This window comes from Streptomyces sp. TRD_SC_5 (genome assembly GCF_056836825.1).
In genome coordinates, this window is sequence record NZ_JBWZZS010000001.1 from 5,709,814 (window position 1) to 5,722,643 (window position 12,830).

The following is a 12,830-nucleotide window of genomic DNA, read 5'->3' on the forward strand; positions in this document are numbered from 1 at the left end:
TGATCACTCTACGGCCGTCACTCTGCGGCCGCCCGCAGCCGGAAGCGCTGGAGCTTCCCGGTCGGCGTGCGCGGGAGGGCGTCCAGGAACACGATGTCGCGCGGGCACTTGTACGGCGCCAGCTCGGCCTTGACGAAGTCGCGCAGCAGGGCCGTCGTCGCCTCCCCGCGCGCCACCCCGTCGCGCAGCACGGCGTACGCCACGACCACCTGGCCGCGCAGCTCGTCGGCCCTGCCCACGACCGCCGCCTCCACCACGTCCGGATGGCGCAGCAGGGCGTCCTCCACCTCCGGACCCGCGATGTTGTACCCGGCGGAAATGATCATGTCGTCGGCGCGGGCCACGTAGCGGAAGTAGCCGTCGGCATCGCGGACGTACGTGTCCCCGGTGACGTTCCAGCCGCCCCGCGCGTACTCCGTCTGGCGCTCGTCCGCGAGGTAGCGGCAGCCCACCGGCCCGCGCACCGCCAGCAGGCCGGGCTCGCCGTCGGGCACGGGCAGGCCCGCACCGTCCACCACCCGCGCCTGCCAGCCCGGTACCGGCACGCCCGTCGTGCCCGGCCGGACCGCGTCGTCCGCCGCCGAGATGAAGATGTGCAGCAGTTCGGTCGCGCCGATGCCGTTGATGACGCGCAGCCCGGTGCGCTCGTGCCAGGCCCGCCAGGTCGCGGCGGGCAGGTTCTCACCGGCCGAGACGCAGCGGCGCAGGGCGCTCAGGTCGTACGCGCCCAGGTCGTCCAGCATCGCCCGGTACGCCGTCGGCGCGGTGAAGAGCACCGACACCCGGTGCTCGGCGAGCGCGGGCAGCAGCTGCTTGGGACCGGCCTGTTCGAGCAGCAGCGCCGACGCGCCCGCCCGCATCGGGAAGATCACCAGACCGCCCAGCCCGAAGGTGAAACCGAGCGGCGGGCTGCCCGCGAAGACGTCGTCGGGCTCCGGTTTGAGCACATGGCGCGAGAAGGTGTCGGCGATGGCCAGCACATCGCGGTGGAAGTGCATGCAGCCCTTGGGGCGCCCCGTCGTCCCCGACGTGAAGGCGATCAGCGCGACATCGTCGGCCGACGTCTCCACGGCGGCGTACCGGGAGGGCTTGTCCGCCGCCGCCCGCAGCAGGTCGTCGGGTGCCTCGCCGCCGTACGCCGTGACGCGCAGCCCGGGCACCTCGGCCTTCACCAATTCGTCGACGGCCCGTACGTCGCACAGGGCGTGGCCCACCCGCGCGATCTCGCACATGGTCGCCAGCTCGGACGCCCGCTGCTGCGCCAGCACCGTCACCGCCACCGCGCCCGCCTTCATCACCGCGAGCCAGCAGGCCGCCAGCCATGGTGTGGTGGGCCCGCGCAGCAGGACGCGGTTGCCGGGCACTATGCCCAGGTCGGTGGTGAGGACGTGCGCGATGCGGTCGACGCGGCCGAGCAGTTCGCCGTACGTCCAGACCTCGCCCGTGGCGGTACGGAAGACGGGCCGGTCCGGGCCGAAGCGTTCGACCGTACGGTCCAAGAGCTCCGACCCGCAGTTGAGCCGGTCGGGATAGCACAGCTCCGGACGGTCGAAGAGCAGCTGCGGCCACTGATGTGCGGGCGGAAGCTGGTCGCGGGGAAAGGTATCGATGTGCGCTGAGGTCTTCAGCTCCATGACGGGATCGCCCCCTTGTCGCCCCATGAGCGTATCGTTTGGGTGACGACAGTCAACGGTTCGCGATAAGAGCGAGGTGCGAGCACATGCCGGGATTCGCGCTGGAACCTCAACAGCAGGAGTGGTGCGAGCGGCTTCGCGCCCTGGCTGCGGACCATCTGCGCCCTCTCGCCGAGAAGGGGGAACCGGGCCGGGTGAACCGCCCGTTGGTCGCCGCACTCGGCGAACACGGCCTGCTCGCGCGGCTGTTCGACTCGGGAGCGCTCGACCTCTGCCTGATGCGCGAATCCCTCGCCCGCGCCTGCACCGAGGCCGAGACGGCCCTCGCCCTGCAAGGGCTCGGAGCGAGCCCGGTGGCCAGGGCCGGTACGGACGAACAGCGGGCGCGGTGGCTGCCCGAAGTGACCGCGGGGCGCGCGATCGCCGCCTTCGCGCTCAGTGAGCCCGGCGCGGGGTCCGACGCCGCGACGCTCTCGCTCAAGACCGTACCGGAGGGTGACGGATGGCGCCTGTCGGGTGAGAAGTGCTGGATCTCCAACGCGCCGGAGGCCGACTTCTACACCGTGTTCGCCCTGACCACCGAGGGCGCCGGAGCCCGCGGTATCACCGCGTTCCTGGTCCCGGCCGGCCGCCCCGGCCTGACCGGCACGGCGCTCGACATGCTCGCGCCGCACGCCATCGGCGCACTCGCCTTCGACGGCGTACCCGTCACCCGGGCCGATGTGATCGGCGAGGTGGACCGGGGCTTCCGCGTCGCGATGGACACCCTCAACCTCTTCCGCCCCAGCGTCGGCGCCTTCGCCGTCGGCATGGCCCAGGCAGCCCTCGACGCGGCTCTCGCGCACACCGCGAGCCGCACCGCCTTCGGCGGGCCGCTCAAGGACCTCCAGTCGGTCGCCCACCAGGTCGCCGAGATGGCGACCCGCACGGAGGCCGCGCGCCTGCTCGTGTACGCCGCCGCGTCCGCCTACGACGCGGGCGCCCCCGGCGTCCCCCGGCGCGCCGCGATGGCCAAACTCTTCGCCACCGAGACCGCCCAGTACGTCGTCGACGCGGCGGTCCAGCTGCACGGAGCCCGCGCCCTCCAGCGCGGCCACCTCCTCGAACACCTCTACCGCGAGGTGCGTGCGCCCCGTATTTACGAAGGCGCGACCGAGGTCCAGCGCACGATCATCGCGAAGGAGCTGTACCGATGAGCCCGCACAACCCGCACCCGCACCCGGACCCTGCGCACCGTCCGCACCAACTGCACCGCGTCAACCCGGCCGAGCTCTCCCCGCCCAGCGGCTTCTCGCACGCCGTCACCGCCACCGGGTCCCAGCTGGTCTTCCTGGCGGGGCAGACCGCGCTCGACACGGACGGCAAGGTTGTCGGCGACACGCTCCCCGCCCAGTTCGAGAAGGCGCTCAGCAACCTCCTCACGGCACTGCACGCCGCCGGCGGCGCCCCCGCCGACCTGGCCCGCGTCACCGTCTACGCCACCGATGTCGCCGACTACCGTGCCCACGCACCCGAACTGGGCCGCATCTGGAGCCGGCTGGCGGGCCGCGACTACCCCGCCATGGCGGTGATCGGCGCGGTCCGCCTCTGGGACGAGCAGGCCCTGGTCGAGCTGGACGGGGTCGCCGTACTGCCCTGATCAGGTCCGGGCGTCGTCCGCCATTGGCCGTTCGCGACCGGGCGGGCGGCTATAGCCTCGCTCCCAGTCGAGAGGGAGGAACGACCATGCCCGAGGTTGCACTCACCGCCGGGACCATCGCCTACGAGGACACCGGCGGACCGGTCCCCGGCAGCCCCGTCGTCGTACTCCTCCACGGTCTGGTCCATGACGCGACGGTGTGGCGCAAGGTCGTCGCCGACCTGCGCGCGGACCACCGGGTCATCGCCCCGACTCTGCCGTACGGCGCCGACCGCACTCCGATGCGCCCGGACGTGCCGCTCACCCCGGACTCCGTCAACGAACTCGTCGCGGAGTTCCTCGACCGTCTCGACCTGACGGAGGTGACCCTCGTCGAGAACGACTGCGGGCGGGCGCAGACCGTCGCCGCCAGGCACCCGGAGCGGCTCGCCAGGCTCGTCCTCACGTCCTGCGAAGCCTTCGACAACTACCCTCCGGGCGTGCCCGGCAAGTTGATCGCGCTGGCGTGCAAGGTGCCCGGAGGCATCACCCTCCTCGCCCGTACGCTCGCCCTGCGCCCGCTGCGCCGTCTTCCCATCGGCCTCGGTGCGCTCACCAAACGGCCCGTACCCGACGAGATCCTCGACGGCTGGCTGCGGCCGCTGCTGACCGACCCCGCGATCCGCGCCGACTTCCGCCGCTACAACCAGGGCGTACGCAGAACGGAGCTGCTCGAAGCGGTGGACGGCCTGCGCAAGTTCGACAAGCCGGCGCTCGTGGTGTGGGCCACGGAGGACCGGATGATGCCGCGCGCCCACGGGCGCAGGCTGGCCGACGTACTGCCGCGGAGCCGGTTCGTCGAGATCGAGGACAGCTGCACGCTGATCGCCGAGGACCAGCCCGGCAAACTCTCCGCGACGCTGCGGGACTTCATCGCCGAAACGCGCTGAGCCCTGCCCCTCCGCCGGCCTTGACCGGTCCGGCGGAGGGCACGGGATCCCGTCGGCTGCTACTTCTTGCCGCTCGCGAGCTTCCCGAAGGTCAGCCCCGTACCGGCCAGATCGGCCCTGATCCCCTCGCGCTCCACCTTGATGCCGCGCAGCCGGAGCTCGCCCGGCGTGCTGGGCAGCCGGAAGGACAGAGAGAGCTGCTCGGAGAGCTCCGGCGGCCGCAGGCCGAGCAGCGCGCCGACCAGATCGGGATCGATGCCGACCTTCTCCAGCAGCCACGGGTGGTCCATGACCACGTCGACGAGGTTGAGCTTCATCAGCTGTTGTACGAATCGGGGCGAGCCGGTGAGTTCGTTCAGCTCCTTCTCGCCGCGCAGCGCCCGCTGCACCCATTCCTTGCGTACGCCGAGCCGGTCCGCCACCGCCGGGACGGCCAGCAGCGCCTTGATGTGCTTGGCCTCGCGGCTGATCCGGGCGGCGGCCTCGGGGTGCAGCCTCAGCCCCGAGTGCGCGCGGTCCTTGCCCGGCCGGTAGGTGACGAGGCCGGGGATGTCGAGCCGCATGTGGTCGACGGTGGTGGACACCGCCCGGTCACTGTCGCGGCGTACGTGCGCCTCGGCCCGTACGCGCACTTCGTGACCGGCGACGGGCAGGGAGCCCGCCACCCGCACCCGGTTGTCGCCGTCCTTGGTGAAGGTGGCCTGAGAGGCGCCCAGTTCCCGGCCCAGATCGTCGAAGGACAGCAGTACGTCGCCGTCCACGCTGCCGATGACGGCGCCCCGGATCGACGACGGCAGGCTGCCGACGACGCGGATGTCCTTCGCGGTGGCCCGCACTTCGGCCAGGGAGACCCGGTCGGCGGCCACGTCGGGAACGGTGACCTCGACCTCGTCGAGCCGCTGGTCGAAGACCTGGGTGAGGAAGGGGAAGCCGCGGATCTCGACCTCGGGCGCGGCCGCGAGCCCGAGGGACTGCTGGAGCTTCTCCTCGGCCTTGTCCTGCGCGTACAGCACGGCGAGGCGGTCGCAGGCCAGCAGGAGGGAGGCGCAGACGAGGCCGGTGACGGCCAGTTTCAGTACGACGGGAACAGCGGCCAGTCGGCTCTTGCCGCGGTGGTTGGGCGGCTTCCACTCGTCGTCGACATCGTCACCGTCTCGGTCACGGTCGCCGACCCGCTTGCCGACACGCTCGCCGTCGGGAGCGAGCCCGAGCCCGAGCGGGTCGTCCTCGTCGGCTCTCTCCGGGTGGTCGGCACAGTCCGGCTCCGGCTCTGCCAGCAGGGCCAGTTCGTCGTAGGGATTGGGCGGATGTGAGGCTATGCGTGTGGGGGGTCGCATCGGCTCATCCCACCATGTGAACCGCCCTCGAACGCAAGCGCGATGGGTGCTACCTACGGATTTGGTCATGTATATGACCGGGAATGAGGACTCCCGATGAGCAGTGCGTGGTTCGAACGTCCCTCCCTGACCGGCCGCTTCGTGCGCCTGGAACCGCTGTCCACCGAGCACGCCGAGGGACTCTTCGACGCGCTGAAGGACCCCTCCGTCTGGACCTGGCTGTCCAAGAAGCAGCCCGCCGACGCTGCCGGGATGCGGAAGATCGTCGAGGGGCTGCTGGCCAAGCAGGAGGAGGGCGACAGCGTCGCGCTCGCGCAGATCGACGTCGCCACCGGGGAGGTCGCGGGCTCCACGTCGTACTACGAGATAGAGCCCGCCGACCGGGGCATCGCCATCGGCTCGACCTGGCTCGGCAGCCGCTTCCAGCGCACCGGCATCAACACCGAGGCCAAGCTGCTGCTCCTCGGCCGGGCCTTCGACGACCTCGGCGCGCGACGCGTGGCCTGGCACACCGACCACCGCAACGAGCGCTCGCAGCGCGCCATCGAGCGCCTCGGCGCGCGTCATGAGGGTGTACTGCGCAGCCATCGGACCAGGCCGGACGGGACCGTGCGCGACACCGTCGTCTACTCGATGCTCGCCGACGAGTGGCCCGCGGCCCGCGACGCCCTGCGCTCACGGCTCGAGCGGGCGGTCGTGGAGGGGTCTTGATCGACTGGTGGCGCTCATGCCTCCGGTCTACCGTCGACTAGTGGACGAAACCGTCCGCTGAGCCTCTCGTGAGGGCGCGATGCGCCATGACGACTCCACAACCGAGCTCCAGCGCGCAGACCACCGCCGGGGGCAGGGGCGGCGGCAACGGCATGGCGCTTTTCGTCATCGCCTCGTGCCAGCTGATGGTGGTCCTCGACATCACCATCGTGAACATCGCTCTCCCACAGATTCAGAGGGCGCTGGACTTCTCCACCACCAACCTGTCCTGGGTGGTCAACGCCTACACGCTCACCTTCGGCGGCCTGCTGCTCCTGGGCGGCCGCGCCGGCGACATTCTCGGCCGCCGGCGGGTCTTCATCTTCGGCGTCCTGCTCTTCGTGCTGGCTTCCCTCCTCGGCGGCCTCGCGCAGAACTCCGGCCAACTCCTCGCCGCCCGGGCCCTCCAGGGCGTCGGCGGCGCCATCGCCTCGCCGACCGCGCTCGCGCTGATCACCACCACCTTCACCGAAGGCCCGGCCCGCAACCGGGCCTTCGGGGTCTTCGCGGCGGTCTCGGCGGGCGGCAGCGCCATCGGCCTGCTGGCGGGCGGCGTGCTCGTCGAATGGCTCGACTGGCGCTGGGTGCTGTTCGTCAATGTGCCGATCGGGCTGCTCATCGCCATCGCCGCGTCCCGCGTCATCAAGGAGTCCGAGCGCCGTCCCGGCCGCTTCGACGTCACCGGGGCACTGACCTCCACCTTCGGAATGGTGTGTCTGGTCTACGGCTTCATCCGCGCGGCACAGGACGGTTGGAGCGACGGCCTCACGGTGGCGTCGTTCGCCGCCGCGCTGGTGCTGCTCGGGGCGTTCGTCTTCGTGGAGCGGCGATCGAGGCAACCCATCACCCCGCTGCACATGTTCGCCGACCGCAACCGGGCGGGCACGTACGGCATCATGCTCAGCCTCGCCGCCGCGATGTTCAGCATGTTCTTCTTCCTCACCCTGTTCGTCCAGAACGTGCTGGACTTCAGCCCGCTACGGGCCGGTCTCGCCTTCCTGCCGGTCAGCGCCGTCATCGCGGTGGGCGCCGCCCTGGCCTCGCAGCTCCTGCCCAGGTACGGCCCGAAACCCTTCATGGTGACGGGCTCGATCCTTGCGGCGGCCGGGCTGTCCTGGCTGACCCTGACGGACATCGACTCGACGTATCTGGGCAGCATCCTGGGACCGATGCTGGTCTTCAGCCTCGGCATGGGCATGAACTTCGTCGCACTGACGCTGATGGCGGTCTCCGGCGTGCCTGGGCACGAGTCCGGGGCGGCCTCGGGTCTGCTCAACGTCACGCAGCAGGTGGGCGGTTCGCTGGGACTGTCCATCCTGGTCACGGTGTTCGGTACGGCCAGCCGCCACGAGGCCGAGGACCAGATCCCGGGCTTCACGGCACGGGCCACCCCGCAAGAACGGCTGATCTTCGAGCGGACCGGCCAACTGCCGCCTCCCTGGGGCGACGAGGTCCTCACCTCGGGAGTCTCCTCGGCCTTCGTCGTCGCCGCGGTGTTCACCGTGGTGGCCGCGATCATCGCCCTGTTCGCCATCCAGGTTCGCCCGTCCGACCTGGAACGCCTCCAGGGCGGAGGCGCACCGGGCCCCTGAGCGCGGCAGAACCGCTTGCCCGGAGGGCGACTGCCCACTCCTGACTCCGTCGTTCGGATGTCGCGCAAGAGACCAGCCTCTGTGGGGGCGTTGGCTCCGCGCCAGTGGCTCTGTCACCGGTGCGCGCCCGGGGGCCGGGCGAAAGCCCCGGTCCAGGGGCCCTGGTGGCGGGATGTCAGCCCCTTACACGCTCCGACAGTGAGACGAAAGAGCCCCTGGCTAGTGTCCTTCCTGTCGCCGGCAGACGGGGGTCCGGCGGTTCACGATCAAGAGATTCCGAGAGTGCCGGCGGGGAACCGCCGTGCTCTTGACAGGGGGGTTACCTGCCGATGACGGTGTTCACAAGTACCTTTGCGCCCGGTGTACGGGAGCTCGGGTTCGTTCGGTCGGTCGACCGGCGTCTGCTTCATCGGCGGGCCCTGTCGGAAGTGTTCCTCACGGACACCTCGGCCGTGGACGGGCAGCACTTTCTCGCGGGGGCTCAACTCCCCTCATCGCACGCTTACTTCACCGATCACGTCGGCCACACGGTCGTCGACCCGGTACTGCTCCTGGAGTGCGCCCGGCAGGCCGAGACCTACGGGGCGCACACTCACCTCGGCGTCGACAGCGACACGAAGTTCGTCCTGCAGTCGTGGTCCATGCGGCTGCCCGGCCTGTTCGCCGTCCACTGCGGCGACCCGGCGGAGCTGACGATGCAGGTCGCCAATGACCGGCCCGCCGACGCGACCGCGCCTGCCCGCTCCGTCACGTACGAGATTCGCTTCCTGCTCGCCGGTGAAGAGGTCGGTCAGGTGCGCATGGCGGTCGGCTACCTGTCGTCGGAAACGTACTCCTTCGTCCGGTCGAAGCGGCGCGGCAGCCCGCCCGTCTCGTCCGACGACATCGCGACCGTCCCGGCGACGGTCGCCCCTCATGACCTCGGGCGCGCCGACCCGGTCAACGCCCTGCTCATCGACCCCGTGCCCGCCGGTGACGGAATGTCCGCCGGCGTACGGATTCCCAACGACAACCCGAGCATGTTCGACCATGCGCAGGACCATCTGCCGGGCATGGTGCTCACCGAGGCCGCGCGGCAGGCCGCACTGCTCGCCGGTGCACGGCTCCTCGGCCGGCCCGCCGACGGGACCACGCTGGTCGGGTTCGACCTCGCTTTCGCCAAGTTCGCCGAACTCGACGCGCCGACCACGGTCAGCGCGGTCCCCGAGCGCGACCGAGACGGATTGCAGAGCTTCCGGATCGGTTTCCTGCAGAGCGGCGAGGAGATCGCGTCCGGCACCGTGGAGACCACGGCCGTTCCCGCGTCGCACCGGAGCTCACGGTGAGTGGACGTGCGGCGGTTCTCGCGGGGCTCGGCGGCTGGCTGCCGCCGACGCGGATCACCAACGACGACCTCGCCCGGCAGCTCGACACCACCGATGAGTGGATCACGAGCCGCACCGGGATCCGGCAGCGCTTCGTGGTGCCGCCGGGGCTGTCCACCTCGGACATCGCAGTCGAGGCGGGGGCGAGGGCGCTCGCCTCTGCGGGTACGGACTCGGTGGACCTGCTTGTCCTCGCCACGAGCACTCCGGACCATCCGTGCCCGGCCACGGCGCCCGAAGTGGCCAGCAGGCTCGGGCTCGGGGAGATACCCGCATTCGATGTCGGCGCCGTGTGCACGGGGTTCGTGTACGCGCTGGCGGCCGCGTCGAGCATGATCCGGGCGGGGATCGCGGACAGCGCCCTGGTGATCGGCGCCGACACCTTCTCCACCCTCCTCGACCCCGAGGACCGTACGACCAGGGCGATCTTCGGGGACGGCGCGGGGGCAATGGTGCTGCGCGCCGGACGCATGGGGGAGGGCGGTGCGCTGCTCGGGTTCGACCTGGCCAGTGACGGCTCCCAGGCCGATCTGATCACCGTGCCGGGCGGCGGGTCCGAGCACCGCTCGAAGGGGCTTGCCGTGCCGGGCGACGAGTTTTTCACGATGCAGGGCCGTTCGGTGTTCCGCAACGCTGTGACGCGGATGAGCGAGTCGTCCCGGCGGCTGGCGAAGCAACTCGGCTGGCCCCTCGAGTCCATCGACCGGCTCGTCGCCCACCAGGCCAACATCCGCATCCTGACCGCCGTCGGCAATGAACTCGGGTTCCCAGAGGAGAAGGTGGTGGTCAACCTCGACCGGGTCGGCAACACCGTTGCCGCCTCCATACCGCTGGCGCTGGCCGACGCCGTGCACGCGGGCACGGTCGCACCGGGCCACCGGGTGCTGCTGTGCGGCTTCGGCGGAGGCCTCACCTGGGGGGCCGCGGCCCTGGAGCTGCCCGAGATGTCCGTCGAACCACTGCCCGGCCCTGCGGCGCCGGCTGAACCCGCCTGCGCGAAGTAGCCCCGCGGTGCGCGGAGCGACCCGCCTGCGCGAAGCGACCCACACAAGCCAAGCAAGGAAGAAGGCCCCATCATGAGCGCTGTACAGGAAAAGCTGACCGGTCTGCTCGTCTCCCAGCTGGGCGTGCCCGCTGCGAAGATCGAGCCGGGGATCGCCTACAAGGACCTCGCCCTCGACTCGCTCGCGCTGATCGAGCTGACCATGCTCATCAACAGAGAGCTGGGGACCGACCTCAACGACGATGTCCTCCAGGGCGAGACGACCATAGGGGACACCGTCGAGCTCATCGAGACCCAGGGCGTACGCGCGTGACCCTCCCGTCGAAGGGAGCCGTGGCGATCACGGGGATCGGACTCGTGACCGCCGCCGGCCTCGATGCGAGGACGAGCTGGGAGCGGGTGTGCTCCGGCCGGTCGACCGCCACCCCCGATCCGCAACTCGCCGGACTGCCCGTCGACTTCTCCTGCCGAGTGCCCGGCTTCGACGCCGGGGCGCTGCTCGGGCCGGGCAACGCCTGGCGGCTCGACCGCTTCACGCAGCTGGCGATCGTCGCCGCCCGCCAGGCGGTGTCCGACGCCGGCCTCGACCCGGAGAACTGGGACGGCACACGGGTGGGCGTCATCGTCGGCAACTCACTGGGTGGCACGGCGACGTGGGAGCAGCAGTACCGCAGGTTCCTGGAGGACGCGCCGAAGAGTGTCTCGCCGCTGATGATCCCCATGGGGATGTCGAACATGGTTGCGGGCCAGCTGGCCATCGACGTCAAGGCGTTCGGGCCGAGCATGGTCACGGCCACGGCCTGCGCGTCCGGCTCCAACGCCATCGGCCTGGCACGGGACCTGCTGCGGTCCGGCACCTGCGACGTGGTGCTCGCCGGTGGCGCCGAGGCTGCCCTGACGCCCGCGACCATCACCGGCCTGACCCGGATGGGCGGCCTCTCGGGGCGGCGCGAGGACCCGGGCGCCGCGTCCCGGCCGTTCGACGCGGCACGCGACGGCTTCGTCGCGGGAGAGGGCGCCGGGATTCTCGTACTGGAGCGGCCCGAGGACGCGCGGGCGCGCGGTGCCTCGGTCTATGCCAACGTCATCGGCTTCGGCTCGTCGACGGACGCGTACCACGCCACCGCGCCCGACCCGAGCGGCGCCGGGATGGAGCGAGCCCTGCGCGCGGCCCTCGCCGACGCGGGTGCGGGGACGGACGACGTGGACCACGTCAACGCGCACGGCACCTCGACCCCGCTCAACGACGTCACCGAGGGCCGAGTGCTGCGCCGGGTCCTGGGCGAGCGCCCGCTGGTCACCTCGACCAAGGGCGTCACAGGGCACGCGCTCGCCGCCGCGGGCGCCATCGAAGCCGCCTTCACCGCGCTGGCGCTGCGCGACGGCGTGGTCCCGCCGACGGCCAACCTCACACAACTCGACCCCGAGATCGACCTCAACATCGCGACGGGGGCGGCGGCAAAGACGCATCTGGAGGTGGCGGTGAGCACGTCACTGGGCTTCGGCGGCCACAACGCCGCACTCGTCTTCGCGGCCGCTTGAGATCCGCGGCCGTTCGGGAACAGTCCGCGACTTGAGAGCAGTTCACGGCTGCTTGAGAACAGAAGGAGGAAACGTGCGCCTGAGGAATCTGGGCAACACGGGTATCAAGATCGGCAGCGTCGGCCTCGGGTGCATGGGCATGAGCTGGCTCTACCAGGAGTCCGCCCGGGACGACGAACGCTCCATCCGGGTCATCAACGAGGCCCTGGACCGCGGCGGGAACCTGCTGGACACGGCAGATCTCTACGGGGCGGGCCACAACGAGACGCTGCTGGGCCGGGCCGTCGCGGGCCGCCGGGACGAGGCGGTCGTCGCGACGAAGTTCGGCATCGTCCTGGACGACCTGCAACAGCGGGCGGCCCACCGCGACAACTCGCGGGCCTATCTGCGTACGGCGGTCGAGGCGAGTCTGCGACGGCTGAACCTCGACGTCATCGACCTCTACTACGTCCATCGCATCGACCCCGCCGTCCCGCTGGCGGAGACCTGGGGCGCGATGGCGGAGCTCGTCGAGGAGGGCAAGGTGCGCTGGCTCGGCCTGTCCGAGCCCACGCTCGCCCAGGCCCGCGAGGCGCACGGGATCCACCCGGTGACCGCCGTCCAGTCCGAACTCTCGCTGTGGACGCGCGACGCGCTGGAGGGCGAGTCGGGCGGGATGGTCGGCTGGTGTGAAAAAGTGGGGGCGAGCTTCGTCCCGTTCGCGCCGCTCGGCCGGGGCTTCCTGACCGGGACCCTGCACGCCGGGCAGTTCGAGGAGACCGACTTCCGCACCGCCAACCCGCGCTTCCACCGTGCCGCGATGGAGGCGAACCAGCGCATCGTCGACGTGATCCGGGAGGTCGCCGACCGCCGTTCGGTCACGCCCGCCCAGGTCGCCATCGCCTGGACGCTCGCGCAGGGCGAGCTGGTGGTGCCGATCCCCGGCACGAAGAACTCCCGCTACCTGCGGGAGAACCTGGCCGCGGCGGAGGTCCACCTCACCGAGGAGGACCTGGCCCACCTGGCCGCCCTGCCGACCGCCGTCGGAAGCAGGTACTGAG

General features: G+C 71.1%; 12 protein-coding genes. 10 read left to right on the plus strand and 2 right to left on the minus strand.

What is annotated here, in order from left to right; all coding sequences use genetic code 11:
• Positions 1–17 precede the first annotated feature (17 nt).
• Positions 18–1,634 (minus strand): AMP-binding protein, encoded by a 1,617-nt coding sequence (locus tag AC1P0E_RS26245; RefSeq protein ID WP_482745903.1) that lies wholly within the window; start codon positions 1,632–1,634, stop codon positions 18–20.
• 86 nt (positions 1,635–1,720) lie between these two features.
• Here AC1P0E_RS26245 and AC1P0E_RS26250 point away from each other — a divergent pair, with 86 nt between their 5' ends.
• From AC1P0E_RS26250 to AC1P0E_RS26260, 3 genes are all read left to right on the plus strand, one after another.
• Positions 1,721–2,830, plus strand: coding sequence for an acyl-CoA dehydrogenase family protein (locus AC1P0E_RS26250; protein ID WP_482744566.1), 1,110 nt, complete (start codon positions 1,721–1,723; stop codon positions 2,828–2,830).
• Positions 2,827–3,273 (plus strand): RidA family protein, encoded by a 447-nt coding sequence (locus AC1P0E_RS26255; protein ID WP_482744567.1) that lies wholly within the window; start codon positions 2,827–2,829, stop codon positions 3,271–3,273. Before AC1P0E_RS26250 ends, AC1P0E_RS26255 begins: the two co-directional genes overlap by 4 nt.
• 86 nt (positions 3,274–3,359) lie before the next feature.
• Positions 3,360–4,202, plus strand: coding sequence for an alpha/beta fold hydrolase (locus AC1P0E_RS26260; RefSeq protein WP_482744568.1), 843 nt, complete (start codon positions 3,360–3,362; stop codon positions 4,200–4,202).
• Between the two features lie 59 nt (positions 4,203–4,261).
• On the opposite strand, the gene AC1P0E_RS26265 is transcribed toward AC1P0E_RS26260, so the two are convergent.
• A complete protein-coding gene (locus tag AC1P0E_RS26265) occupies positions 4,262–5,539 on the minus strand; it encodes an LmeA family phospholipid-binding protein (protein WP_482744569.1) in 1,278 nt (425 codons plus the stop codon).
• Between the two features lie 96 nt (positions 5,540–5,635).
• Between AC1P0E_RS26265 and AC1P0E_RS26270 the strand changes: the two genes are divergently transcribed.
• The 7 genes from AC1P0E_RS26270 (at position 5,636) to AC1P0E_RS26300 (ending at position 12,829) form a co-directional block, all read left to right on the plus strand.
• A complete protein-coding gene (locus AC1P0E_RS26270) occupies positions 5,636–6,250 on the plus strand; it encodes a GNAT family N-acetyltransferase (protein ID WP_482744570.1) in 615 nt (204 codons plus the stop codon).
• Between the two features lie 152 nt (positions 6,251–6,402).
• Positions 6,403–7,881 (plus strand): MFS transporter, encoded by a 1,479-nt coding sequence (locus AC1P0E_RS26275; protein ID WP_482745904.1) that lies wholly within the window; start codon positions 6,403–6,405, stop codon positions 7,879–7,881.
• 329 nt (positions 7,882–8,210) lie between these two features.
• Positions 8,211–9,206, plus strand: coding sequence for an AfsA-related hotdog domain-containing protein (locus tag AC1P0E_RS26280; RefSeq protein ID WP_482744571.1), 996 nt, complete (start codon positions 8,211–8,213; stop codon positions 9,204–9,206).
• A complete protein-coding gene (locus tag AC1P0E_RS26285) occupies positions 9,203–10,249 on the plus strand; it encodes a beta-ketoacyl-ACP synthase III (protein ID WP_482744572.1) in 1,047 nt (348 codons plus the stop codon). The genes AC1P0E_RS26280 and AC1P0E_RS26285 overlap by 4 nt, the downstream gene beginning before the upstream one ends.
• Before the next feature lie 72 nt (positions 10,250–10,321).
• Positions 10,322–10,561, plus strand: coding sequence for an acyl carrier protein (locus AC1P0E_RS26290; protein ID WP_482744573.1), 240 nt, complete (start codon positions 10,322–10,324; stop codon positions 10,559–10,561).
• Positions 10,562–10,581: 20 nt separating this feature from the next.
• The gene (locus tag AC1P0E_RS26295; RefSeq protein ID WP_482744574.1) at positions 10,582–11,790 is read left to right on the plus strand and encodes a beta-ketoacyl-[acyl-carrier-protein] synthase family protein; all 1,209 of its coding nucleotides are present in this window, start codon (positions 10,582–10,584) and stop codon (positions 11,788–11,790) included.
• Positions 11,791–11,863: 73 nt separating this feature from the next.
• Positions 11,864–12,829, plus strand: a complete 966-nt coding sequence (locus AC1P0E_RS26300; protein ID WP_482744575.1) for an aldo/keto reductase — start codon at positions 11,864–11,866, stop codon at positions 12,827–12,829.
• Position 12,830: the final 1 nt, after the last annotated feature.

Excerpts from the sequence above, each read along its gene's own strand:
- AC1P0E_RS26270 (WP_482744570.1), top strand. The coding sequence starts at position 5,636 with ATGAGCAGTGCGTGGTTCGAACGTCCCTCCCTGACCGGCCGCTTCGTG.
- AC1P0E_RS26250 (WP_482744566.1), top strand. The coding sequence starts at position 1,721 with ATGCCGGGATTCGCGCTGGAACCTCAACAGCAGGAGTGGTGCGAGCGG.
- AC1P0E_RS26255 (WP_482744567.1), top strand. The coding sequence starts at position 2,827 with ATGAGCCCGCACAACCCGCACCCGCACCCGGACCCTGCGCACCGTCCG.
- AC1P0E_RS26280 (WP_482744571.1), top strand. The coding sequence starts at position 8,211 with ATGACGGTGTTCACAAGTACCTTTGCGCCCGGTGTACGGGAGCTCGGG.
- AC1P0E_RS26275 (WP_482745904.1), top strand. The coding sequence starts at position 6,403 with ATGGCGCTTTTCGTCATCGCCTCGTGCCAGCTGATGGTGGTCCTCGAC.
- AC1P0E_RS26260 (WP_482744568.1), top strand. The coding sequence starts at position 3,360 with ATGCCCGAGGTTGCACTCACCGCCGGGACCATCGCCTACGAGGACACC.
- AC1P0E_RS26245 (WP_482745903.1), bottom strand. The coding sequence starts at position 1,634 with ATGGAGCTGAAGACCTCAGCGCACATCGATACCTTTCCCCGCGACCAG.
- AC1P0E_RS26290 (WP_482744573.1), top strand. The coding sequence starts at position 10,322 with ATGAGCGCTGTACAGGAAAAGCTGACCGGTCTGCTCGTCTCCCAGCTG.
- AC1P0E_RS26265 (WP_482744569.1), bottom strand. The coding sequence starts at position 5,539 with ATGCGACCCCCCACACGCATAGCCTCACATCCGCCCAATCCCTACGAC.